We start from the raw sequence: 23614 nt of genomic DNA, 5'->3' as shown, positions 1-23614 counted from the left end.
TTACTTTTGTGCATTCAAGCCTGAAAATCGAAATGTTGCTTTTTTTGGATATCGGTGGAGGAGAGATCCTGCTGATCCTGGTGATCGTCTTCCTGTTGTTTGGGCCAAGCAAACTACCTGAAATGAGCCGCAAACTGGGAAAGACGATGAATGAACTGAAGAAGGCCTCCAATGATATCAGGAGAGAAATCCAGCAGGGAGCCGACGAGGTCACCAGGGATTTCAAGGAAGCAAAACAAAATATCGATCAGTCATCCCCGTTGGATGGATTGGAGAAGAAGAGCCAGGATTCGAAAAAATCCAACCCGGCAAAGGACGATAAACAGGTTCCTGATACGGATGCCTGAAGGATTGAACCGGAACATATTTTACATTGTTTATATGATTTTGAGGTGGTTTATCGTTAAACCAAATAATGATCAGCCTGAGGACAACGGGCTACAAGAAATCCCTGCGATGCGATTTTTTTTAAAGAAGATGAAAATCAGAGAACTCATATACCTGACCTTTCTTATTGGTATTTTCATATCTCCTGAGGCGTACGGTCAGAAAAAAAGGACGGAACTGGCTGATAAGGCCTATGCGGATCAGCAGTACTATGTGGCCATTGACCGGTATAAAAAGGCATATTCCAAGATCAAGAACAACAAAGCAGAAAAAGGCCGTGTGGCTTTTCAGATCGCCGAGTGCTACCGGCTGGTGAATGACAGGAAAAAGGCAGCTCCCGCCTATAAACGGGTCGTCAGGATGGACTATCAGCGTAAAGAGCCCCTGGTGCTGTTATATTATGCAGATGCATTAAAGGCTCTTGGTGAATACGAAGATGCCATCACCTATTATGATCAGTATGCGGAGCGTATTCCTGATGACCCCAGGGGAAGGGATGGGGCAGAGTCGTGCCGCCTGGCTGTGGAGTGGCTGGAACAGAGTTCAAAATATTCGGTGGAAAATCTGAAAAAGATCAATTCCAAAACTGATGATTTCTCGCCGACTTTTTCTGATAAATTCAACAGCTCCCTCATTTTTACCTCCACCCGGGACGGCGTGACGGGAAAGGGAATGGATGAATGGACCGGCCAGAATTTCAGTGATCTTTTTGCAGCGAAACTCGACCGGAAGGGAGCCTGGAGCACGCCGGTTTTGATCGAAAAAGAAAAAATCATCAACAGCGAAGCCAACGAAGGAGTCGCCACCTTTGACACGGATTTCAAGAATATGTATTTTACCCGCTGCGGCAACATGAAAGGTGAAAAAAAAGGCTGCCAGATCTTTAAGTCGAGCGCTTCGGGCAAATCCTTCGGCAATCCCCAGTTGATCGAGTTGTTCAGCGATACCTCCGTTACCGTTGGCCATCCGGCCCTGAGCGAAGACGAACTTCTGCTGATCTTTTCATCGGATAAGGAAGGCGGCTTTGGCGGTAAGGATCTCTGGATGGCCAAACGAAAGGATAAGGATGGAGAATTCAGTGTGCCCGTCAACCTGGGATCGGTTGTCAATACGGTCGGAGATGAGATGTTTCCGTTTCTGAGGCACGATACTATCCTTTATTTTGCTTCCGACCGCCACCTGGGCATGGGAGGGCTGGATCTTTTCAAATCCAGGCTGGTCAACGATGAGTGGTCGGCCCCCGTAAACCTGAGGCCTCCCATCAACTCCAACGGCGACGATTTCGGGATCATTTTCAGACCTGAGGAAGAAAGCGGATACTTCACTTCCAACCGCCCCGACGGCAGAGGAGGCGATGACCTGTACTCATTCATTGAACCACCCCTGGAATATACCCTCAAGGGCGTGGTGAAAGACGACCTGACACTGCTGTACATAGAAGGCGCCAAAGTGAAACTCATCGGTTCGAACGGCACCTCCATCGAAGCCAAAACGGACCCCAAGGGATATTATAATTTCGGCAAAACACAGATTGCTCCCAATACATCCTATGAAATCATCGTGGATAAGGATAACTATTTCACGGTCAGCGGAAAGATCACTACGGTCGGGGAAGAAGGCAGCAAGGACTTTGTCAGGGATTTCATGCTGGAGCCCATCCCTGCCGAACCCATTGTTCTTCCCGACATCCTGTATGAACTCGACAGGTGGGAACTGCTGCCCCAGTACCAGGATTCGCTGCAGGGGCTGATACAGACCCTTGATGAGAATCCGACGATCATCATCGAACTGGCATCCCATACGGATGCCCGCGCCTCGGAGGAATACAACGATATTCTTTCACAACGCCGGGCCGAGTCAGTCGTCAATTATCTGATCGAACGCGGGATAGATCCTGAACGGCTGGTTGCCAAAGGGTATGGTGAACGTGTACCCCGTACCTTGAAAAAGGATTTCAAAAAGGATAATTTCTTTTTCCCTGAAGGCACCACACTCACCGAAGCGTATATCGACTCTCTTAAGACGATGGAATATAAGGAAGCAGCACACCAGCTGAACAGGCGTACCGAATTCAGGGTCCTGAGCAAGGACTTCATCCCAAAAACAAAAATTGAGGATATCGCAACTTCTGCCCAGATCAATATCGTTACTGACCTGCAAAAGGAAGAGCGGATTGCCTTTACGCCGGGAAAGGGTGAAACGATCATGGCCCCGTGCATTGTCAATGACCATACGGTCACCTTCACGTATCTGAAAAGTGCGAGGGGATTCAGCATTTCAGCTAACCAAGCGCTGAGCCTGCTCAAATCAGGTGCGATCAGTAAAAATGACTTTGAAGGGGATCCGAATACCATTCTTGCCGAAGGAAACATTCTCGACAGGGCCGTTTTCAATATCAGGGAGATGCGCATTGGCAACAAAACGGTCAATGATTTGAAAATTACGGTCATCCAGGACCTGGAAATGCCTTTGTTGTTTGGTGAATTCATCCTTCAGCAGTTTGGAAAGTTCAGCATCAACAATGAAACCTCGGAGATTATCTTCGAATAATGTGCGGTCAGCGGTCAGCAGCCTGTCCTGAGGAGCGCAGTGACGAAGGATCAGCAGCCTGTCCTGAGGAGCGCAGTGACGAAGGATCAGCAGTCAGCAGTCAACAGTCTAACAATTTGACAATTTGACAATTTAATCAAACATGTCTGAATCTTCCCGCTATGACCGCCGTGGAGTTTCTTCATCCAAAGAAGATGTCCACGAAGCCATCCGCGAACTGGATAAGGGTCTTTTTGACAAGGCTTTCTGCAAGATCATTCCGGATATACTGGGCGGCGACGAGGCATTCTGCAACGTCCAGCATGCCGACGGGGCAGGAACGAAGTCCTCGCTGGCGTACCTGTACTGGAAAGAAACAGGTGACCTTTCCGTCTGGAAAGGAATTGCCCAGGACGCGATTGTGATGAACCTCGACGACCTGCTCTGCGTGGGTTGCACCGACCGGATCATCCTCTCTTCCACCATTGGCCGGAATAAGATGCTGGTACCGGGAGAAGTCATCAGTACCATCATCCAGGGAACGGATGAATTCCTGGAAAAGCTCAGACATTACGGAATCGGTATTTATCCGACAGGGGGTGAGACAGCCGATCTGGGTGACCTGGTCCGCACGGTCATTGTGGATGCCACGGCTACAGCCCGGATGCCTCGCAAGGACGTGATCACCAACCAGCACATCCAGGAAGGGGACGTCATCGTCGGACTGTCCTCTTCGGGCAAAGCGTCGTATGAAGATCGGTACAACAGTGGAATTGGAAGCAACGGGCTCACCTCCGCACGTCACGATCTGTTCCGGCGGGACTATGCAGAAAATTACCCGGAAAGTTATGATCACAACATTCCCCGAGACCTGGTTTATTCAGGGGCTTTGAGCCTGACCACCCCTTCACCAGTTGCCGGTATGGACATGGGCCAACTGCTCCTGTCCCCCACCCGCACTTACGCACCGGTCGTCAAAGAGATCCTGACCCGTTTCCGGAAAAACATTCACGGAATGATCCACTGCAGCGGTGGCGGACAGACCAAAATACTTCATTTCATTGACAACCTGCATATCGTCAAGGACAATCCTTTTCCGCCTCCTCCTTTGTTCCGCATCATCCAGGAGCAATCCGGAGTTTTGTGGCGTGAAATGTACCAGGTGTTCAATATGGGTCACCGGATGGAATTCTATGTTCCCGCCTGGCTTGCCGATGACATCATCCGTATCTCACTGTCATTCGGAGTGGATGCCCGGGTCATTGGCTGGTGCAGACCATCGGATTCCAACAAGCTAACGATTGTGACCCCTGATGGGGAATTTAGCTACTAGATAATCGGCAATCGCCAATCGGCAATCGGTAATCCAAATTGACAATCGACAATTGACAATTGACAATTGTGTACTGCCTACTGCCTGCTGCCTACCATTGAGTACAGCCTTCGGATCTCCTCCTCCCAGCGCTCCTCTTCAGGGGTTTCAAGTATAAGCGGCATATTATCGAAACGGGGATCATTCATGATCCGGCGGAAAACTTCCTCACCCAGGGTGCCCCCGTCGATCACCTCGTGGCGGTCAACCCGGCTGCCGTGCCCTTTTTTGGCATCGTTCAGGTGCATCCCTTTCAAATAATCAAATCCGACGATCTCATCGAATTTGCGAAAGGTAGCCTCATAACCTTCCGGGGTCTTGATGTCGTACCCCGCCGCATAGGCGTGGCATGTATCCAGGCATACACCCACGCGGCTTTTATCGTTCACCTGGTCAATAATCAACCTGAGATGCTCGAACTGATAGCCCACATTGGAGCCCTGCCCGGCCGTATTTTCAATGACGGCGATCACTCCCTTCGTTTTTTCCAGAGCCAGGTTCACCGATTCAGCGATGATCAGCAGACATTCCTCCTCACTGATCCGGCCCAGATGGCTGCCCGGGTGAAAATTCAGCCGGTCGAGGCCAAGCTGTTCACAACGTTGCATCTCGTCCAGAAAGGCATCCCTGGATTGCTTCAGTCCGGCCGCATCGGGATGCCCCAGATTGATCAGGTATCCGTCGTGGGGTAAGATCTGGAATGGCAGATAACCGAGTTGTTCACAGTTCTTTTTGAAATTTTCAATGTTCCCGGGAGTATAAGGCCTGGCAAACCATTGCCGCTGGTTTTTGGTGAACATCGCGAATGCCCTGGCCCCGATCAAATGGGCATTGACCGGTGCATTTTCCACTCCTCCCGACGTACTGATGTGTGCTCCTACGTATTTCATAATTGTAAATTGTCAATTGTCAATATTAAATTTAAATATCGTTACATCGTTATATCGTTATATCGTTACATCTTTATATGTCATCGGATGCGCTTCGGTGGTGAAGATGACCTGGTCGAAGTCGATCGTTTCTTCGGGTGCAAAGATCAGGTAGAGGTACTTGAGCGTTTCTCCGAAAAGAAAGCTTTCCATCCGGTCTCTTTTTTCTTTGGTGATCAGATTCCTGACGACGGTATACCCAATGCCGGTTCTGGCATGGGCCTGCAGATCGGAAAAGATCCTGCCGGCCATTTCAAGGTACTTCTCTTCTCCTGTACAATGATGCAGGTAATAGCACGATTCAATGATCTCAGGCCTCAGGTAATACATCTCTCCCCCGGGGATGATCTGCATATCCACCCTGCCGTACCAGAACCCTTTCTGATTCTCCGCGGCGCAGTGCCGGTTCACTGCCTGGATGTGGGTATCCCACATGATTTTACGATTTGGATCGCCAAACAGCAGCCAGCCTTTGTAAAGGTGTTCGTAGTAGGAGTCTATGCATGCTCCCACGTGGCTGCTGGTGTTTGTCCATTCGCCTGTTTCAACGTTGATGGTCTCCCCTACCGGCCCGATGGAGGATCTGTTGTTATTAAGCTCCGTGATGGCCCGCTTGGCCAGGTCATAGTAAAGGGGATTCTCCGTGCAGCGGCTCAGCACGCCAACTTCAAGGATCAATGTTCCGATCTCCGCCGGATTGGACACCTTTCCACTGATCCGGTCTGAATGAAGGTTGACGAACCGGTAGGGCATTCCGGTGGAAGATGAGAATACAGGGAGAAGCCTCTTGCCCAGATCTTCAGCCAGGTACAGCAGGCGCTCATCGCCCGTCATTTCGTAGGAGGCCAGCAATTCCCCCAGGCAACGGATATTGATCTCAAAAACGGAAACGTCAACATCCTTATCCCAGGATGCCTGTCGTACGATATATCCGACGAGCGAATCTGCTTCCTGTTTGAGCCCAGGCAGGATCATACCGTCCAGCGCATCGATGGGCGTGATCAGTAAACTTTCCCCATACCAGTTATGAGGCTGCCCTGAAACTGAAAGCACATCATCAAATCCCATGGCATGCGACTTATAGTCCTGCCATGAACGCAGGTATTCTTCCCTGACGCATTGCGCAAGGCTGTCCCTGCTGACCGACAGCGTACCGGATAGCTCCTGATGAGGCACGTTCCTGTTCATACATCCGGAGATAAGCACCAGAACAAAAAAGAAAACTGACTTTGACATTAAGGATCTATTGTCAAATTGTCAAATTATTAAATTGTCAGACTGCTGATCCTTCGTCACTACGCTCCTCAGGACAGGCTGCTGACTGGCAAATTCTCTCCCCCGCAAATATAACCCATCCAAATGAAATTTAATGTAATTTTGCAGCCACTTTGAAATGAGCTATGCTGGAAAAACTTGAAGCCCTACATACACGCTGGTTGCAGATTGCCGAGGAGATGAACCATCCGGATGTTCTATCCGACATGAAGCGTTATATCAAGCTGAACAAAGATTACAAAGACCTTCAGCCTGTCATTGACGCTTACAAGCGGTACAAAACCATCCTGAACAATATCATCAGCGTTAAAGATGTCCTGTATACTGAAAAGGATGAAGAGTTCAGGATCATGGCAAAAGAGGAGATGGAGGTTTTGAATGAACGGAAAGAAAAAATGGAGGAGGATATCCGGGTGCTGCTGATCCCGAAAGATCCGGAAGACAGCCGCAATGCCATCGTGGAAATCAGGGCGGGTACGGGTGGCGACGAAGCCAGCCTGTTCGCCGGAGATCTTTACCGGTTGTACACGAAGTATTGCGAAGACAAGGGGTGGAAAGTGGAAATGATTGATTACACCGAGGGAACGGTTGGTGGATTCAAGGAAGTTATTTTCAAGGTCCAGGGAGAAAATGTCTTTGGTCAACTGAAGTATGAGTCGGGTGTGCACCGGGTACAGCGGGTACCCGTCACCGAAGCCCAGGGCCGTATTCATACATCGGCTGCTACCGTGGCGATTTTACCGGAGGCGGAGGAATTTGACGTGGAAATCAATCCGGAAGATGTCCGTAAAGACACGTACTGTTCATCCGGACCGGGCGGACAATCCGTTAACACGACCTACTCAGCGGTACGGCTCACCCACATTCCAACGGGCATTGTAGTGACCTGCCAGGATCAGAAGTCCCAGATCAAGAACATGGAAAGGGCCATGGTAGTGCTCAGAAGCCGAATCTATGAACTGGAGTACGAGAAACGAATGGATGAGATCTCCACACGCCGTAAGACCATGGTCAGCACAGGGGACCGCTCCGCCAAGATCCGGACCTATAACTACCCGCAGGGACGGGTGACCGATCATCGGATCAATCTTACCCTTTATAACCTCCCTTCCATCCTGAACGGAAACATCCAGGAACTTCTTGACGCCCTGCAAGTTGCAGAAAACGCAGAGCGGATGAAAGAAGCTGTCAGCAGTGAATAACCAGATAATCCATGACCTATAAAGAACTCACCGGCCAGATCCTGAAAAGAAGATCCTTCTTATGCATTGGTCTTGATACGGATCCGGGAAGCATGCCGGTCCACCTGCTAAAAGCGGATGATCCTGTATTTGCCTTTAACAAGGCCATCATTGATGCCACGCACGACCTGGTTATCGCCTACAAGCCAAACCTGGCTTTTTATGAAAGCCAGGGTGCCCGGGGCTGGATCAGCTTTGAAAAAACCGTCCGTTACATTCGTGCAGCCGATCCCGGTGTTCTGGTCATTGCAGATGCCAAACGCGGGGACATTGGCAACACCTCAAAGCATTACGCCAAAGCTTTTTTCGAAACACTCGACTGCGATGCGGTGACCGTTGCCCCTTACATGGGGGAAGACAGCATCACTCCCTTTCTCTCCTACCCGGGTAAATGGATCATTATACTGGCCATCACTTCCAACAAAGGGGCCACTGATTTTCAGTTCTTTGCCAATTCAGAGCATAAAAAGCTTTTTGAGCAGGTGCTGGAACGGTCATCGTCCTGGGCGACGAAAGAAAATATGATGTTCGTTGCCGGTGCAACACGGGCAGAGATGCTGGCTGACATCCGCAGGATCGTTCCTGATCATTTTTTGCTGGTGCCCGGTGTTGGCGCCCAGGGGGGCAGCCTGGAAGAAGTGGTCCGGCATGGAATGAATGATAACTGCGGATTGATCGTTAATTCTTCACGGGGGATCATTTATGCATCCACCGGGGAAGACTTTGCCCTGAAAGCACGTGAAGCTGCCTCGGAAATTCAGCAGGAAATGGCACGGCTGCTTCCTTACGCTCCTTCCACCACTTCTGTCCAGCCATAGGGATCCGGTTCCTCGGCATACTGGATGGCCGTCAGCCTGCGGTATAATTTTTCCGACACACAACCAGACTTTCCGTCCTTGCAATACGTATAAACCTTTCCTGTTTCCCTGTCGTGGATCTTTCCAATGGGCGAAATGACAGCCGCTGTGCCACAGGCGCCCACCTCTTCGAATTCTTCCAGCTCTTCCACAGGAACGTGCCGCTGTTCAACCTTCATCCCCAGGTCCTTTGCCAGCTGGCGCAGGCACATGTTGGTGATGGAGGGAAGAATGGTGTGTGAATCAGGTGTCACATAGGTATTCCCTTTAATTCCAAAGAAATTGGCCGGACCGGCTTCGTCGATGTATTTATTTTCCTTGGAGTCCAGAAACAAAACGGAAGAGAATCCTTCTTTATGCGCCCGGTCAGCAGGCCGCAGACTGGCTGCATAGTTACCGCCGACTTTGATATGCCCTGTGCCCTGTGGAGCTGCCCGGTCATAATCCCTGACCAGCTGAATGGGTACGGGTTTAAATCCTTCCTTAAAATAGGGACCCACTGGTGTGGCAAAAATGATCAAGGTGTACTCCGTGGCAGGCTTCACCCCTACCTGAGGTCCGCTGCCAAAAAGAACCGGACGGAGGTACAGCGCAGCACCTGTGCCATAAGGTGGGATGTAATTTTTATTCATCCTGGTCACCGTAATGATGGCCTTGTGAAACAAATCCAGGGGCACCGGCGCCATCATGATCCCGTCGGCGGAACGCTGTAAACGTTTGCCATTTTCCTCCCATCGGAACAAACGGGCTTTCCCGTCAACACCCCGGAAGACTTTCATGCCCTCAAAGGCTCCCTGGCCATAGTGCAGGGTTGTTGCAGCCATGTGCAACATGACATATTCAGAGGAACTGATCTCAAGTTCCCCCCATTCACCATCACGGTAATAACACCGTACGTTGTAATCCGTCTTGAAATACCCAAACGGCAAACTACCCCAGTCAATGTTCATAAGTATTACGTTTTAATTCAACAGTATCGTGCCTCACAAAGTTAATAAAAAGGGAAATATCAACTGATGCAACTCGCTTTTTATGCCTATTTTTATCGGTTTTAAATAATTGTTTCCCCATGAATTGCTTGCTGGCCGTGGACCTTGGCGTGAGAACCGGATTTGCACTTTACAATTCGGAGGGACAGCTGTTGTGGTACCGGTCGCGAAATTACGGGAACAAACAACGGTTAAGAGGGGATATTCAGAATATGCTCAGCCAGATCCCTTCCCTTACACAGGTCATCCTGGAGGGAGGAGGCGACATCGCCCGGATCTGGATGAAAGAATGCCAGCGACGGGGGATCGGTTTCCGGCAGATCTATGCGGAAGAATGGCGGCAAGATCTTTTTAATCCGAAGGAGGTTCGGACTGGCGAACAGTCAAAACAGAGCGCCCTGAATTTAGCCAGAACGGTGATCAGCAAGTGTAACGGCCCAAAACCGACTTCGTTGGTCGACGATGCCGCCGAAGCAATACTCATCGGGTACTGGGGAACACATCTGAGGGGAAGTAATGATTTACGAACAAGGAATGTTGATTTTTGAATTTTGAAATGATTTCAGAAATCAGAGATCAGCATGCCTCTGTTCGTCATTCTTTTCTTCTTTTTGCCATTTTGTCAGCCCTCTCCCCATGGCATATCCTTTGTTCAGCAGTGGCTCCAATAATCTCTAAAATATAATGGCTATGGAAAAAGGCACCATACAGGTCAAAACCGAAAACATCTTTCCCATCATCAAAAAATTTCTTTACTCAGATCACGAAATTTTCCTCAGAGAGTTGATATCCAATGCAGTGGATGCCACATTGAAACTTAAAACCATTGCTTCCCTGGGTAAATACAAGGAGGAACTGGGTGATCTGACCATCGAGGTGGAAGTCGATGAAAAAGCAAGGACGATCACCGTAAAAGACCGGGGCATTGGCATGACCGCTGAAGAAGTGGACAAATACATCAATCAGATCGCTTTTTCGAGTGCCGAGGAATTTGTGAAGAAATTCAAGGGAAAGAGTGAGGATGAAGCCCGTTCCCTAATCGGACATTTCGGACTGGGGTTCTATTCGACATTCATGGTATCCGATAAGGTGGTCATAATGACCAAAACCTACAAAAAAGGAGGAGCCACCAAAGCTGTCAGATGGGAATGCGACGGATCCCCTGAATACACCTTGGAAGAAACTGAAAAGGATGACCGGGGTACCACCGTTACGCTCCACATTTCAAAGGATTCAGAAGAATTCCTGAACGAGTACCGCATCCTTGAACTTCTGAAAAAATACTGTAAGTTCCTGCCCATTCCCATCCGCTTCGGAACGGAAAAGACCTATGAGCCCGTGGAAGGAGAAAAAGATGAACACGGACACGCCAAGACCGTTGAGGTGGAGAAACCGCGGATCGTCAACAACATCAATCCGGCCTGGCGCCGCAAACCCGCTGATCTGAAGGACGAGGATTACCTGACTTTTTACAGGGAACTGTACCCTGCAACGTTTGAGGAGCCGCTGTTCAATATCCACCTGAATGTGGACTATCCCTTTAACCTGACAGGCATACTTTATTTTCCAAAAATATCCAATTACCTCGAAGTCAGAAAAGATAAGATCCAGCTTTACTGTAACCAGGTCTTTGTAACCGATTCGGTGGAAGGGATCGTTCCGGACTTCCTTGCCCTGCTGCACGGGGTCATTGATTCACCCGACATTCCGCTGAATGTCTCCAGAAGCTACCTGCAAAGCGATGCCAGTGTCAAAAAAATAAGCAACCATATCACCAAAAAAGTAGCTGACCGGCTGGAGGAGATCTTTAAAAACAACAGGGAAGAGTTCGAAAAAAAATGGGAAGACATCAAGCTCTTCATTGAATATGGAATGATCTCCGACGAAAAGTTCTACGAGCGGGCCAGCCATTTCACCCTGTTAAAAAATACGGAAGGTGCCTATTTCACCCTGGACGATTATGCCGCACATATCAAGGATACCCAGACCGATAAGGATAAAAAGCTCATTTACCTTTATGCATCCAACAGGAATGAACAGCATGGTTTTATCGAAAACGCAAGGGAGAGAGGCTATGATGTGCTGGTAATGGATGGCCCGCTGGATCCGCACTTCATCAATGCACTGGAAATGAAGCTTGAAAACAGTCATTTTGCCCGCGTTGACGCAGATGTGATCGACAAACTCATCAGGAAAGAGGAGGAAATGCCAGCCAAATTAAGCGATAAGGAAAAAGAAGAGGTTAAGGCGCTTTTTGAGAACATCCTGGATAAGGACAGGTTCATCATTCAAATGGAAAGCATGAGCGAAAAAGATTCTCCGGTAATCATCACCCAGCCCGAATTCATGCGCAGGATGAAAGACATGTCGAAACTTGGAGGCGGGATGCCCTTCATGAAAGACATGCCCGAAACCTTTAACTTTGTGATCAATGTCAACCATCCTGTCATAAGCAAATTGCTGGGCATAAAGGAACCCGGGGAACAAAATCAGCTGGCCAAACAATTAAAAGATCTTGCACTTCTATCACAACAAATGCTGACGGGTGAAGATTTAACTAATTTTGTAAAAAGAAGTGTGGAGATCATGCTGTAGATTGGCAGTTGATCCTATACACTTTAACAAATTGACAATTTAGCACTTTACAACGAATTAAAAACATCATCACCATGTCAAACAAGTACACCAAATGGGTGGTCATCGCGGTGATCCTGCTGCTGGTCCTTCTCTTTATCGGCTGGGCTACGGGGATTTACAATAATCTGGTGACCCTTGAAGAAAAAGTATCCGCACAGTGGGCCCAGGTCGAGAATGTTTACCAGCGAAGGGCTGACCTTATCCCCAACCTGGTCAATACCGTGAAAGGATATGCGGAACACGAGCAGGAAACCTTTACGAAAGTGATCGAGGCAAGGGCGAAAGCATCATCGATGACCATTGATCCAGAAAACCTTACACCGGAAGCGCTCCAGCAATTTGAACAGGCACAGGCTCAACTGAGCTCAGCACTGTCACGGTTGCTGGTAACGGTTGAACGATATCCCGATCTGAAAGCCAACCAGAATTTCCTTGAGCTCCAGGCACAGCTGGAAGGTACGGAGAACAGGATTACGGTAGAACGGCAGAAATTCAATGACACGGCCAGGGAGTACAACACCAGTATCCGAAGATTTCCGCGTAACATTGTGGCAGGCCTGTTCGGATTCGACAGGAAGCCCTATTTTGAAGCTAAACCAGGCGCCGATGAAGCACCCAAAGTGGAATTTTAATCATGAAGATTAAAGCATCTACTTTCTTCACACTCTTAGAAAAAGAAGACATCAAAATGGCCATCCGGCAGGCAGAGCTGGATACCTCCGGAGAGATCAGGGTTCACGTTGAAACCACTTGCACAGGTGATGTGATGGACCGTGCCGCCAAATTGTTCGAAAAACTGAACATGCACAAAACCCGGCTCCGCAACGGAGTTCTCATCTATCTGGCCATCCGCAACCGCAAGTTCGCCATCCTTGGCGATGTTGGCATCAACGGAGTCGTCCCGGAAAATTTCTGGGATGGCATTGAAGCGGATATGATCAGCCAGTTTCGTGAAAACAGGTTTGTTGAAGGGTTGATCCAGGCGATCGAAAAGGCAGGGTTTCAGATGAAGAAACATTTCCCTTACCTCAGCAGTGACATCAATGAGCTTCCGGATGAAATATCGTTCAATGATGAATAAGCCAGGAAGCCTGATGAGAACGTACGGGAATTCCAACAGGTTCGTGATCCTTGTCCTGTTTTGCCTGATGTTCGGACAGGTCACCGGGTTCGGACAGAGCATACCCGAGAGGCCTTACCCTCCTCGGCTGGTCAACGATTTAGCCGGTCTCCTCCCGGCGAATCAGATCGCTTATCTGGAGAATAAACTGGTCCGTTTCAACGACACTACCTCCACCCAGATTGCCATCGTCATCGTGAAGTCACTGGGAGGGTACGACAAGGCTGGTTATGCTTACGAGATAGGCGAAAAATGGGGAGTCGGACAAAAGGGATTCAACAACGGGATCGTTGTCTTACTGAAGCCCAAAACAGCTTCGGAGTCCGGGGAGGTCTTCATAGCTACAGGTTATGGACTGGAAGGTGCCATACCCGATGCGATAGCCGAACGTATCGTCAATAACGAAATGATCCCCGCTTTCGGGCAAAATGATTACTTCACCGGTCTTGAAAATGGAGTGAACATCCTGATGTCACTGGCATCCAAAGAGTTCACAGCCGATCAGTACCTAAAACAGACCGATACCTCTCCCTGGGCATTTGTGATCCCCTTGATCATCTTCATCATCGGGTTTGCCATCTTCAGCGGGAAAAGAGGCAACTATTACACTGAAGGCAAGAAATCCATCCCCTGGTGGACAGCCATCTGGATCCTGAACAGTATGGGTAAGGGTGGCAATAGCGGAAGCTGGGGCGACTTCAAAGGTGGCCGCGGAGGTTTCGGAGGCGGTGGCGGCTTTGGTGGTGGCGGAGGCTTTGGAGGCTTCGGCGGCGGAAGCTTCGGCGGCGGCGGCGCCGGCGGTTCGTGGTAGCAGTAGGCAGTAAGTAGTAGACGGTAGGCTTATGAAAAAATTTACCGGGAATATCTTTTCGATGCAGTTTGCAATGACCCTGATGCTGATCTTTGCACTGGCTATTGCCAGTGCGACATTCATCGAAAATGATTTTGGAACAGAAACAGCCAAAAAACTTGTATACAGTGCAACCTGGTTCGAGATCCTGCTGGCAGTTGCCGGAGCCGTCATGCTGGGCAACATCCTCACCAATAAGCTGATCCGGAAGAAAAAATACACCACCCTGATCTTCCACCTCGGCTTCACCGTTATTCTGCTGGGTGCAGCCGTCACACGGTTTACCGGCTATGAAGGGACCATGCACATCCGGGAAAACGAGAAGTCCAACGTGATCATCCTGGACCAAACCGGCAAGCAGATCACAATCCCCTTCTCGCTGGAGCTTCGCGATTTCCAGCTGGAACGGTACCCGGGTTCCCTGAGCCCCTCCTCCTTTGCCAGCGAAGTCACCCTGGTGGATGAACGGTACGGCATTAATGAGTCCAGGAGGATCTATATGAACAATGTGCTTAGTTACGGAGGATTTCGGTTTTATCAGTCGTCGTACGATAAGGACGAACTGGGCACCATCCTTTCGGTCAACCACGATTTTTGGGGAACGTTCCTGACCTATGTCGGTTATGCGCTGCTGATGGCCGGCCTGTTGATGAATCTGTTCAGCAAAAGAAGCCGTTTCAGGTTCCTGACAGGGGAATTAAGCCGGATCAGTATGGACCGCAAAAATGCAATACCCCTGGTCATCGCTTGTCTGTTCATCTTTTCTCAGGCTGCAGGACAAACAATCCCGGCGGGCCACCAACTGCCCCACGCTATTAAAATAATTGACAAGGACCACGCCAGGCTGTTTGGGGAACTGATGGTGCAGGATCACGGGGGCCGGATCAAGCCTGTCAATACCCTCTCATCGGAACTTCTCCGAAAAGTCAATAGAAAAGACAGGTTTCTGGGCCTGAACTCCGACCAGGTGTTGCTGGGAATGATCTCCGATCCGGAAACATGGCAGACAGTGCCGCTGATCAAGCTATCGGATGAATCCTTGAAAGTGATGCTGGGAACAAAGGGTAATTTCGCTTCCTACAATGACTTCATTGACCTGAACAGTGGCACCTATAAAATCGGCAGGTACGTGGATGCCGCCTACAGTAAAAAACCGGCAGCAAGAAATGCTTTCGATAAGGATATCATCAAGGTGGACGAAAGGATGAACATCTGTTACATGATCTATTCAGGTTCCGTCCTGAGAATTTTCCCCATGCCTGGTGACCCGGCCCATACCTGGCATCCGCCTGGCCCGGAGATTGAACAGATGCCCGACAGCTCCAATGCTGGCTTCGTAAATAACATCCTGATGCTTTACCTTATGGAGGTAAATGAGGCGATCGAAAATGGATCCTGGAAGATGGCAGACACGTCAGTCAACATGATCAGGATCTATCAGGAACGATACGGGAAAGACCTTTATCCATCCGAAATGAAAAAAAAGACGGAGATCTCCTATAACCGTCTGAATGTTTTCAAAAGACTCTTTCCTGCATACGCATTGCTGGGATTTGTATTCCTGGCGCTGCTTTTCGCAGAAATCCTTTCCGGAAAAAACATCGCTTTCTGGATAAAACGAACCATCCATATACTCGCCTGGATCTTGTTCATCATCCACACCCTCGGTCTGGCAGCCCGCTGGTACATTTCAGGGCACGCACCCTGGAGTAATGGTTACGAAACGATGATCTACATTGCCTGGGCGACAGTATTGTCGGGATTGCTTTTTAGCCGCAGATCGCATATTACACTGGCCATCACCACCATACTTGCTTCCCTGACGCTGATGGTCGGCAACATGGCATGGCTGGATCCTCAGATCACCAACCTGGTGCCCGTTCTGAAATCCTTCTGGCTCATCATCCACGTGGCGGTGATCACGGCCAGTTACAGTTTCCTGGGCATCGGGGCCCTGCTGGGATTCCTCTCGCTGGTGATGATCAGCTTCCGGACGGATAAAAACAAGAAGAAAATGAGCCTGACACTGACTGAGCTCACCACGATCAATGAGATCAACCTGACGATCGGGCTGGTTTTGCTCACCATTGGAACCTTTCTGGGCGCCGTATGGGCCAATGAATCCTGGGGCCGCTACTGGGGCTGGGATCCGAAAGAGACCTGGGCCCTGGTCACCGTGCTGGTTTATGCCTTCATAACGCATATGAGGATGATCCCTGGATTGAGGGGCACATTTGCGTTCAATTTTGCCGCTTTGATCGGGTTCAGCTCGGTGCTGATGACCTATTTCGGTGTCAACTATTACCTTTCGGGACTGCACTCCTACGCCAGCGGAGATCCGGTACCCATTCCCGCATTTGTTTACTACACGCTGGCCCTCATTGCCGTCGTATCATTCGTTGCATGGTGGCACGAACGGAAACTTGCTGCATCAGGGGATTAGCGGTCGGCGATCAGAGGTGAGCGATTTAAGGGACTTCAGGTTCCCGGGTCTGCAGGTCTGCAGGACTCAGTCATCCATTTGCTTTTCAACCCGGGTCACATTTTCGTCTTTCCCGGATTAACCAATAAAAACATCATGAAAACGATCAAAGTTGAAAAGGGGATCATTGAGGGGAAGGAGCGGCTGAAATTGTTCTTCCCGTATGACAAGGAGATAATAGAGCTGGGCAGGACCATTCCCGGGGCAAGGTGGGCACCGGGGGAGCGGTGCTGGCAGGATTTCTTGAATTTTATTCCGGCAAGGATCCGGTGGATATCACCGAAGCTGATATTCGTGAATACCTGTTATATCTAATAGAGGAGAAAGAGGTTTCGATGTCGTATCAGAATCAGGCGATCAATGCGATCAAGTTTTATTACGAGCAGGTATTGGGCAGGCCGGTAAAGACATATTATATTCAAAGGCCAAAAACGGGAAGAAAGCTGCCCAATGTACTGAGTGAACAGGAGGTACAAATGATCCTGAAACATACGGCGAACATAAAGCACAAAGCAATCCTATCGCTGATATATTCTGCCGGGTTACGGCGCGGTGAGTTGATCAATTTAAAACCGGCGGACATCGATTCGAAGCGGATGTACGTGAAGATCAGGGGAGGGAAAGGGGACAAGGACAGGTATAGTATTTTATCGGAGAAGGTTCTTGAACTGTTAAGGAAGTATTTCAGGGAATACAAGCCAAAGGAATGGTTATTTGAGGGTCAGTTCGGGGGGCAATACAGTGCCACTAGCATTCAGCACATACTCAAAGATGCTGTACATAGAGCAGGGATCAGGAAAAGGGTCACGGTTCATACGTTGCGGCATTGTTTTGCGACACATTTGCTGGAGCACGGGGTGGATTTGCGGTATATACAGGAGCTACTTGGTCATCAGAGTCCAAAGACGACGGAGATTTACACGCACATCACGCAGCGGGGGTTAGGAAAAATAAAAAGTCCGCTGGATAATCTGGACATTTAATTTCATATATTTGAGGGAATTAAGCGGTCAGGTAGCGGATAAACAGCATTTACTTAAACCAGGAAGCATTGATTCGTCAATACACAAAAAGTTATGATTTGGTATTATAACATCAATACCCAATACTTCCGAATAAAAGTCAATAAATGCAGTATTTCACCCGCCAGAGTATAAATAAAGGCCATACCTTTAGCGAAACGTTGTGGTGCATTTTAAAAGACCCAGAGTGAGCTTTTAAGAAGTTTTTAATTTCCCTGTTGAATTCTGAATAAAATTTTTCACGAATAGAAAAGATTACGTAAATTTGTATCCAAATGAATACAATATTATGAATGTATATAATTGAGAAAACTGACCAATTTGACAGATGGCTGAGAAAACTTAAGGATTTAAGAGCTAAAGCCAAAATATTGTTTCGCATTCAAAAGATTGAGAATGATGAACACTTTGGAGACTGCGAACCTGTTGGCAATGGAATTCGGGAATTAAAAATTGACTACGCTAATGGATATAGGGTATATTTTAAAGAATCAGACGGAAAAATCATTATCCTGCTTATTGGTGGAGATAAATCAACTCAGCAGAGAGACATTGAAAAGGCAAAAGAGATTTTAAAACGAATTAAAAAGTAGAGAAATGGAAACTTCAAAATTTGATATAGCTGACTATTTAGATAGTAACGAGATGATTGCAGAATATCTTAATGCTGTTCTAGCAGAAGGAAATGATTCCGATGTAATTATAGCAATCGGACATATTGCAAAATCAATGGGCATGACAAAAATTGCTCAAGAAACTGGATTAAGTAGACCTAGTTTATACAAAGCTTTATCGGATGGATCTAAACCTCAGTTTGAGACTATCATGAAAGTATTAAGAGCAATTGGCGGAAAGATACAAATAAACCCTATGACAACATAAAGAAAAACGCACCACAACATGCGGTAACCGTAATTGCATGGATTAGTGTAAATTTGGAGGCATGAGCATTTAATTGGCCGCGTTTTCGGTTGACAGTTTTCGTCTCCGAATTCCGGCAACTACGGTTACCGCTGCACGTTACCGGGCATTATCTTGAAATAAAATATTTGTAGTTTCCTATTAGGGATACTTTTATTACTTTTGTAAATATTTCTGTTTATGCAAAAGCGATTTTCCGTGGTCCTTTTAATACCGGCCAAGGATTTTATTTTCGGCCTAGATCTTAAAACACAGTCAAAAATTTATTTCGTACTTGATAAAGCATCATACGTTAATGACCCGAGTCTATTTAAAAAACTTCAGAATGAAATATGGGAATTCAGAATCCAAGTAAAGTCATTAAAAATCCGGTTACTTGCCTTTTGGGATAAAAGAAACGAAGAACAAACATTAGTGATATCCACTCACGGATTTATTAAAAAGTCCGAAAGAGTAAATAAAAATGAAATTGATAAAGCTGTAAATAACAAAAAACAATATTTTGAAAATCAATAACATGGAAAAGAATAAATTAGAAATATTCACCCTTGAACAGCTGAAAGATGAAACTTTAGGTAAAATTGGTACTCCACAAAGGGACAAATATGAAAATGAACTCAAACTGGAACTTCTTGGAGAAATGATTAAACAAATTAGAAAAGACAGAAATCTCACCCAGGAAGAACTTGGAAAATTAGTTGGAGTTCAAAAAGCACAAATCTCTAAACTTGAACGAAGCACAAAAAACGCAAGAATAGATACCATCATTAAGGTATTTAATGCGCTAAAGGCTAAGGTGAACTTTTCCGTGGAACTTTATGATGGAAAACTTGAAATGGTTTAATTAATAACGCCCGGTAACGAAGGCGCAGCGCCCAGCCCGGGAGAGATCCCTCGCTGCGCTCGGGATGACGGTTCCAGGCTGGAAAAAGGGTGAAGGCGGCGCGGCACAACATTGTTTTTTCAGATGAGTGCCGCGCCGCCTTTTTTCTTCAGTACCCTCCACGTCATCCCGAGCGAAGCGAGGGATCCGATTGCTATTTGATACAATAATCCTTAACTTTACACCTCAATCCCGGACCAGGGCGCTGCGCACAGCGTTACCGGGCACATTCAAAAATTTACAATATACCGGAAAATGGAATTTTGTACCTTTGTATAAACTGATTGGTTATGACTACACAGGATTTAAGAAAAGAAATCAGTCGAGTAATTCAAAAGGTACCTGATGACTTCCTTAATGAGATTCTATCTTATTTAAAGGAATTTGAAAAGAAGTCCAAAAAGGATTTTGAATCTGTTAGTCACCTTAGGAAGATTTTAAAAGAGGATCAGGACCTTTTAGAAAGACTTGCAAAATGATTCGAATAGAATTTGTCATCAATATTCATAAGATTCTGATTGAAAAATTTGGTGGAATCCATGGTATTAGAGACAAAAAGGCATTAGAATCTGCAATTTCAAGGCCGTTCATGACATTTGATCGGCAAGATCTTTATCCCTCCCCAATCGAAAAAGCGGCAGCCCTATTAGAGAGTGTAATTTCAAATCATCCATTTCTTGATGGAAATAAACGGATTGGGTACGTCCTTATGCGTTATTTTCTTATGGAGAATAATTTGGATGTGAAAGCAACTCAGACCGAGAAATATGAATTTGTCATAAGAATTGCTAAAGGTCAATTATCGCACGAGCAAATTCATCCGTGGTTATCAGAAAGGGTGATTAAAAAATAATTTGAACGGGCACTAACATGCCGCTAAAAACCAATGCTATTACACCAGGATCGCCGACTCGATCCCCACAAGCCACGCACTGGTTTTAGCGGCCAAACGTTGTATGATATTAAAAACTATGACTCTACTAATAAATAGAAAAATGAAAACAACAACATTCAAAGCACTATTAATAGTTGCAATTTCAGCAGCTTTATCAAGCTGTAACCAACAAGCACAAAAAGAAGTGGCCACCAATCCTGACAAAAGCAGTAATGCTATTGCAATTGCTGATGCTACTTTGCATGGCGATGAATTGATAAAAACCAATTTTGGTGATATTCAATTGAATCAAAGTTATATTGCTAAAGAATCTATCGCTAAACTGAATGATCAATTGAGTTTACAAAGAGCTATTGAAGTGTATCAATGGTCGCTTCCGGTAACGACTTTTCAAATGTGGTACAATGCGCATTCTGAAATATATGGCGGAGCAGATTTGGATTTTGTGGAATACAAATCATTTAATGAAAAAGTAGGTATACTTACTGCTAACGCTACCACTCCTTATGTGATCAGTTGGGCAGATCTTTCTAAAACGGGGCCTTTGGTTATTGATTATCCTGCTGGTGCTTCTGCCGGAGGAGTAGTGGATTTTTATCAACTTTCCTTGGGCGATTTAGGCTTAATGGGCGCTGATAAGGGAAAAGGCGGTAAATACCTTGTCCTTCCAAATGGATATGATACTTCAAAACTAAATACCAAAGGGTACACAGTTATCAATAGTACAACCAATAAAATAATGATTGGCACACGGTTTCTGTCCACTGATGAAGCGGAAATCAAAAAGATGAAAGAGAATTTTCTTGTTGGCAAATATGGAGAGATTTCAAAGCCAGCAAAATTCATTTCCAATACCGACAAACGTTTTGAGGGGATGCCATCCAGGGGTTTAAAATATTTTGAATTGGTGCATCAGTTTATTCAAAATGAGCCACAGAAGGAAGAAGATAAAATTTTCTATACCTACTTAAAATATCTGGGTATTGAAAATGGCCACCCCTTTAATCCTTCAGAAAAACTAAAAACGATTCTAACGGAAGGAGCCAATTTGGGCGAACTGATGTGTAAAGCTAACCAAATAGAACCGCGACATGATGAGCCATATTATGAAAATAGCAGTTGGTACAGAGAGTTAACTAATTTCCCGTTAACCAAAACCAGTAAGTCGAATTATTTTTTAGATGAGAGTAATCAGTACTATTATGAAGCTGTAACCGTAACTGCAGGCATGCAATCTAATACGCCAGGACCAGGTACGACAAGCTATTTAAGCACTAAGAAAGATAAAGACGGCAACTTCTTGCTTGGGTCAAATACATACAAAATCCATTTACCTGCAGGCATTCCTGCTTCTAATTTCTGGTCATTGACTTTATACAGCGAAAACACCCGCTGTTTTATCGACAATAAAAATGCAAAGGATAAACTAAGGGCTACTAGTGTCGATTCGAGAGATAAGAATCTGATTATAAACGCAGATGGCAGTGTGGATTTGTATATCGGTCCAAAAGCGCCCCAAGGCAAAGAAAGTAATTGGCTACAAACCAATGTAGGTGAAGGATGGTTTCCCTTATTCAGAACTTACGGCACCGAGCAAGCCTACTTTGATAAAATATGGAAGCCTGGGGAATTTGAATTGATGGAATAACATCATACAACATTTTGTATAAGTAATGGCAGGGAAAGTACTCAATCTCAAGGTTTGTAACCCGCTCAAACTGCGCAGCGGTTTGACAGGAAACTGCCACGCAATCTGCCACTACTCATACAATTTACCGTTGTGTTCAATTGTAAAAGAAACCAGATACACCTAAACATGAATATAAAAAGACTTGAAAGTGAACCTCCATTGGCGACATCAGAATGGGGCTGGAGATATCATCATATAGGAATACCCACTGATAAGGCTATTGAAGAAGAGAGCTATATTCCTCAATTTAAATTATATGTTTCCGGTTTTAATACAAGTCCATACGGGATTGAATGGATGCGGTTTGACAATGATAGTCCCATTCTTGATCTTATTAAAAGGGTTCCTCATATAGCCTTTGAAGTTGATGATCTGGATTTGGAGCTTTCCAGATTCAACTTCAATATTTTAACTCCACCTAATTCACCTGGTGAGGGGATAAGGGTTGCAATGATTGAACATAATGGAGCCCCGATTGAATTAATTGAATTTGAAAAGAAAATGAATAACAACTGAACACACCGCGTGTATAAGCCATTGCTGGTAGAGGGTTTGCGAGTGTTCGCTCACTTGGTTTCCTAGTGGTAACTAGACCACAAAGCGCTTTGGCGACGCAACGGCTCATATACGCTACCGTTGTGGCTTATGGGCGGGGATTTTAATTTTTTGCCTATCTTTGTAGAAATCCTCCTGCAAAATGACCACAATTGAACTTAAAAATAATTTCCATCATTTGATTGACAGCATTGACAATGAACACCTTCTTTTAAGGTTTTATGATCTTATGAAAAGTAGAACTATTTCAAAAGATGGCAAATTATGGTCCCGTCTTACAAATGAAGAACAAGAAGAATTGTTAATTGCATTCGAGGAGAGCGAAAAGGAAGAAAATCTGCTCAGTCTTGATGAAATGATGAAAAAGCATAAAAAATGGCTTTAGAAATCCTTTGGTCTAAGAGAGCGGACAGGAAATTTGATAAAATCCTGATATATCTTTCTGATGAATAGGGTAACAAAGTCACAATGTCCTTTGTTAAAAAAGTGTATGATTTCCTCGATATTCTGAGTGAATTTCCTGAAATTGGCACTTTAGAAAACAAAGAAAAAGGAATCAGAGGATTTGTAATCATCAAGCAAGTATGCATCTTTTACACTATTCGGGATAACCGGATTATTATTCTGAATTTCTTCGATAACAGGCAAAGTTCTTCGAAGAAACGGTTTTAATCCGCCCACAAGCCATAACCTAGCGCAACTGCCTGATTATTTCGGACAAAGTCGGCCACTTATTTCGGAGTAAACCAGGCCAGTGATTTCGGAGGAAAGTAGGCCACTATTTCAAAGGTCAAATGGGGTTATAAAAGTACTATTTTTTCTCAAGTGTTTTCTTTCTTAGCGATTCTCCTTTCAGTTCAAATCGGTGTGCAGAACCTGACAATCTGTCCATAATGGCATCGGCCTTATGCTAACATTCGCATAAGGCCGATTATCCTCACTTTTTTATTATGCGAAGTAATCAGATTGTATATGTTTTA

General features: G+C 46.2%; 25 protein-coding genes. 22 read left to right on the top strand and 3 right to left on the bottom strand.

The features are described from left to right. Positions 1-32: 32 nt before the first annotated feature. From tatA to PKI34_09965, 3 genes are all read left to right on the top strand, one after another. Positions 33-347 carry a twin-arginine translocase TatA/TatE family subunit gene (tatA, locus tag PKI34_09975; protein ID HNS18135.1) on the top strand — a complete coding sequence of 105 codons (315 nt, stop codon included), beginning with the start codon at positions 33-35 and terminating at the stop codon, positions 345-347. A gap of 130 nt (positions 348-477) precedes the next feature. Next, positions 478-2937 (top strand): OmpA family protein, encoded by a 2460-nt coding sequence (locus tag PKI34_09970; GenBank protein HNS18134.1) that lies wholly within the window; start codon positions 478-480, stop codon positions 2935-2937. Between the two features lie 142 nt (positions 2938-3079). Then, positions 3080-4249, top strand: coding sequence for an AIR synthase-related protein (locus tag PKI34_09965; protein ID HNS18133.1), 1170 nt, complete (start codon positions 3080-3082; stop codon positions 4247-4249). A gap of 77 nt (positions 4250-4326) precedes the next feature. On the opposite strand, the gene nfo is transcribed toward PKI34_09965, so the two are convergent. Both nfo and PKI34_09955 read right to left on the bottom strand, forming a co-directional pair. Continuing rightward, a complete protein-coding gene (nfo, locus tag PKI34_09960) occupies positions 4327-5178 on the bottom strand; it encodes a deoxyribonuclease IV (protein ID HNS18132.1) in 852 nt (283 codons plus the stop codon). Between the two features lie 57 nt (positions 5179-5235). Continuing rightward, a complete protein-coding gene (locus PKI34_09955) occupies positions 5236-6453 on the bottom strand; it encodes a glycoside hydrolase family 47 protein (protein HNS18131.1) in 1218 nt (405 codons plus the stop codon). A 164-nt stretch (positions 6454-6617) separates the two neighbouring features. On the opposite strand from PKI34_09955, the gene prfA reads away from it, so the two are divergent. Further along, positions 6618-7694, top strand: coding sequence for a peptide chain release factor 1 (prfA, locus tag PKI34_09950; protein HNS18130.1), 1077 nt, complete (start codon positions 6618-6620; stop codon positions 7692-7694). 11 nt (positions 7695-7705) lie between these two features. Further along, the gene (gene pyrF, locus PKI34_09945) at positions 7706-8551 is read left to right on the top strand and encodes an orotidine-5'-phosphate decarboxylase (protein ID HNS18129.1); all 846 of its coding nucleotides are present in this window, start codon (positions 7706-7708) and stop codon (positions 8549-8551) included. Here the strand turns inward: pyrF and PKI34_09940 are convergent. Further along, a complete protein-coding gene (locus tag PKI34_09940; protein ID HNS18128.1) occupies positions 8518-9540 on the bottom strand; it encodes a branched-chain amino acid aminotransferase in 1023 nt (340 codons plus the stop codon). The two genes, pyrF and PKI34_09940, sit on opposite strands and share 34 nt — an antisense overlap. Positions 9541-9659: 119 nt before the next feature. On the opposite strand from PKI34_09940, the gene PKI34_09935 reads away from it, so the two are divergent. The 17 genes from PKI34_09935 (at position 9660) to PKI34_09855 (ending at position 23019) form a co-directional block, all read left to right on the top strand. Continuing rightward, a complete protein-coding gene (locus PKI34_09935; GenBank protein HNS18127.1) occupies positions 9660-10127 on the top strand; it encodes a hypothetical protein in 468 nt (155 codons plus the stop codon). 136 nt (positions 10128-10263) lie between these two features. Further along, positions 10264-12174, top strand: a complete 1911-nt coding sequence (gene htpG / locus PKI34_09930; GenBank protein HNS18126.1) for a molecular chaperone HtpG — start codon at positions 10264-10266, stop codon at positions 12172-12174. 74 nt (positions 12175-12248) lie between these two features. Then, positions 12249-12848: a LemA family protein gene (locus tag PKI34_09925; protein ID HNS18125.1), complete on the top strand. Its 600-nt coding sequence runs from the start codon at positions 12249-12251 to the stop codon at positions 12846-12848. Between the two features lie 2 nt (positions 12849-12850). Further along, entirely contained in the window at positions 12851-13297 is a 447-nt protein-coding gene (locus tag PKI34_09920) for a TPM domain-containing protein (protein HNS18124.1), read from the top strand. Then, positions 13287-14147: a TPM domain-containing protein gene (locus tag PKI34_09915; GenBank protein ID HNS18123.1), complete on the top strand. Its 861-nt coding sequence runs from the start codon at positions 13287-13289 to the stop codon at positions 14145-14147. The genes PKI34_09920 and PKI34_09915 overlap by 11 nt, the downstream gene beginning before the upstream one ends. 31 nt (positions 14148-14178) lie before the next feature. Continuing rightward, entirely contained in the window at positions 14179-16629 is a 2451-nt protein-coding gene (ccsB, locus tag PKI34_09910; protein HNS18122.1) for a c-type cytochrome biogenesis protein CcsB, read from the top strand. Positions 16630-16764: 135 nt separating this feature from the next. After that, positions 16765-16983, top strand: coding sequence for a hypothetical protein (locus PKI34_09905; protein HNS18121.1), 219 nt, complete (start codon positions 16765-16767; stop codon positions 16981-16983). Next, a complete protein-coding gene (locus tag PKI34_09900) occupies positions 16938-17651 on the top strand; it encodes a tyrosine-type recombinase/integrase (protein ID HNS18120.1) in 714 nt (237 codons plus the stop codon). Before PKI34_09905 ends, PKI34_09900 begins: the two co-directional genes overlap by 46 nt. A gap of 332 nt (positions 17652-17983) precedes the next feature. Further along, the gene (locus PKI34_09895) at positions 17984-18283 is read left to right on the top strand and encodes a type II toxin-antitoxin system RelE/ParE family toxin (protein ID HNS18119.1); all 300 of its coding nucleotides are present in this window, start codon (positions 17984-17986) and stop codon (positions 18281-18283) included. A 4-nt stretch (positions 18284-18287) separates the two neighbouring features. Beyond that, the gene (locus tag PKI34_09890) at positions 18288-18572 is read left to right on the top strand and encodes a putative addiction module antidote protein (GenBank protein HNS18118.1); all 285 of its coding nucleotides are present in this window, start codon (positions 18288-18290) and stop codon (positions 18570-18572) included. A gap of 219 nt (positions 18573-18791) precedes the next feature. Then, the gene (locus PKI34_09885) at positions 18792-19127 is read left to right on the top strand and encodes a type II toxin-antitoxin system RelE/ParE family toxin (GenBank protein HNS18117.1); all 336 of its coding nucleotides are present in this window, start codon (positions 18792-18794) and stop codon (positions 19125-19127) included. 1 nt (position 19128) lies between these two features. Beyond that, a complete protein-coding gene (locus tag PKI34_09880) occupies positions 19129-19455 on the top strand; it encodes a helix-turn-helix transcriptional regulator (protein ID HNS18116.1) in 327 nt (108 codons plus the stop codon). Positions 19456-19784: 329 nt separating this feature from the next. Next, positions 19785-19973 carry a hypothetical protein gene (locus PKI34_09875; protein ID HNS18115.1) on the top strand — a complete coding sequence of 63 codons (189 nt, stop codon included), beginning with the start codon at positions 19785-19787 and terminating at the stop codon, positions 19971-19973. Then, positions 19970-20347 (top strand): Fic family protein, encoded by a 378-nt coding sequence (locus tag PKI34_09870; GenBank protein ID HNS18114.1) that lies wholly within the window; start codon positions 19970-19972, stop codon positions 20345-20347. The genes PKI34_09875 and PKI34_09870 overlap by 4 nt, the downstream gene beginning before the upstream one ends. A gap of 142 nt (positions 20348-20489) precedes the next feature. Continuing rightward, positions 20490-22037, top strand: a complete 1548-nt coding sequence (locus PKI34_09865) for a DUF1214 domain-containing protein (GenBank protein ID HNS18113.1) — start codon at positions 20490-20492, stop codon at positions 22035-22037. Between the two features lie 168 nt (positions 22038-22205). Continuing rightward, positions 22206-22595 carry a hypothetical protein gene (locus PKI34_09860; protein ID HNS18112.1) on the top strand — a complete coding sequence of 130 codons (390 nt, stop codon included), beginning with the start codon at positions 22206-22208 and terminating at the stop codon, positions 22593-22595. A gap of 181 nt (positions 22596-22776) precedes the next feature. Beyond that, positions 22777-23019, top strand: coding sequence for a hypothetical protein (locus PKI34_09855; GenBank protein HNS18111.1), 243 nt, complete (start codon positions 22777-22779; stop codon positions 23017-23019). The last annotated feature ends 595 nt before the right edge of the window (positions 23020-23614 follow it).

The organism is Bacteroidales bacterium, from assembly GCA_035342335.1.
Taxonomy (GTDB): Bacteria; Bacteroidota; Bacteroidia; order Bacteroidales; family JAGONC01; genus JAGONC01.
Note: the sequence above shows the minus strand (reverse complement) of the source record. Positions and strands in the feature narration are given on the sequence as shown.

What these genes read in the sequence shown, in the direction of transcription:
- tatA (HNS18135.1), top strand. Translation starts at nt 33, where the DNA reads ATGTTGCTTTTTTTGGATATCGGTGGAGGAGAGATCCTGCTGATCCTG.
- PKI34_09970 (HNS18134.1), top strand. Translation starts at nt 478, where the DNA reads ATGAAAATCAGAGAACTCATATACCTGACCTTTCTTATTGGTATTTTC.
- PKI34_09965 (HNS18133.1), top strand. Translation starts at nt 3,080, where the DNA reads ATGTCTGAATCTTCCCGCTATGACCGCCGTGGAGTTTCTTCATCCAAA.
- nfo (HNS18132.1), bottom strand. Translation starts at nt 5,178, where the DNA reads ATGAAATACGTAGGAGCACACATCAGTACGTCGGGAGGAGTGGAAAAT.
- PKI34_09955 (HNS18131.1), bottom strand. Translation starts at nt 6,453, where the DNA reads ATGTCAAAGTCAGTTTTCTTTTTTGTTCTGGTGCTTATCTCCGGATGT.
- prfA (HNS18130.1), top strand. Translation starts at nt 6,618, where the DNA reads ATGCTGGAAAAACTTGAAGCCCTACATACACGCTGGTTGCAGATTGCC.
- pyrF (HNS18129.1), top strand. Translation starts at nt 7,706, where the DNA reads ATGACCTATAAAGAACTCACCGGCCAGATCCTGAAAAGAAGATCCTTC.
- PKI34_09940 (HNS18128.1), bottom strand. Translation starts at nt 9,540, where the DNA reads ATGAACATTGACTGGGGTAGTTTGCCGTTTGGGTATTTCAAGACGGAT.
- PKI34_09935 (HNS18127.1), top strand. Translation starts at nt 9,660, where the DNA reads ATGAATTGCTTGCTGGCCGTGGACCTTGGCGTGAGAACCGGATTTGCA.
- htpG (HNS18126.1), top strand. Translation starts at nt 10,264, where the DNA reads ATGGCTATGGAAAAAGGCACCATACAGGTCAAAACCGAAAACATCTTT.
- PKI34_09925 (HNS18125.1), top strand. Translation starts at nt 12,249, where the DNA reads ATGTCAAACAAGTACACCAAATGGGTGGTCATCGCGGTGATCCTGCTG.
- PKI34_09920 (HNS18124.1), top strand. Translation starts at nt 12,851, where the DNA reads ATGAAGATTAAAGCATCTACTTTCTTCACACTCTTAGAAAAAGAAGAC.
- PKI34_09915 (HNS18123.1), top strand. Translation starts at nt 13,287, where the DNA reads ATGATGAATAAGCCAGGAAGCCTGATGAGAACGTACGGGAATTCCAAC.
- ccsB (HNS18122.1), top strand. Translation starts at nt 14,179, where the DNA reads ATGAAAAAATTTACCGGGAATATCTTTTCGATGCAGTTTGCAATGACC.
- PKI34_09905 (HNS18121.1), top strand. Translation starts at nt 16,765, where the DNA reads ATGAAAACGATCAAAGTTGAAAAGGGGATCATTGAGGGGAAGGAGCGG.
- PKI34_09895 (HNS18119.1), top strand. Translation starts at nt 17,984, where the DNA reads ATGTATATAATTGAGAAAACTGACCAATTTGACAGATGGCTGAGAAAA.
- PKI34_09890 (HNS18118.1), top strand. Translation starts at nt 18,288, where the DNA reads ATGGAAACTTCAAAATTTGATATAGCTGACTATTTAGATAGTAACGAG.
- PKI34_09885 (HNS18117.1), top strand. Translation starts at nt 18,792, where the DNA reads ATGCAAAAGCGATTTTCCGTGGTCCTTTTAATACCGGCCAAGGATTTT.
- PKI34_09880 (HNS18116.1), top strand. Translation starts at nt 19,129, where the DNA reads ATGGAAAAGAATAAATTAGAAATATTCACCCTTGAACAGCTGAAAGAT.
- PKI34_09875 (HNS18115.1), top strand. Translation starts at nt 19,785, where the DNA reads ATGACTACACAGGATTTAAGAAAAGAAATCAGTCGAGTAATTCAAAAG.
- PKI34_09870 (HNS18114.1), top strand. Translation starts at nt 19,970, where the DNA reads ATGATTCGAATAGAATTTGTCATCAATATTCATAAGATTCTGATTGAA.
- PKI34_09865 (HNS18113.1), top strand. Translation starts at nt 20,490, where the DNA reads ATGAAAACAACAACATTCAAAGCACTATTAATAGTTGCAATTTCAGCA.
- PKI34_09860 (HNS18112.1), top strand. Translation starts at nt 22,206, where the DNA reads ATGAATATAAAAAGACTTGAAAGTGAACCTCCATTGGCGACATCAGAA.
- PKI34_09855 (HNS18111.1), top strand. Translation starts at nt 22,777, where the DNA reads ATGACCACAATTGAACTTAAAAATAATTTCCATCATTTGATTGACAGC.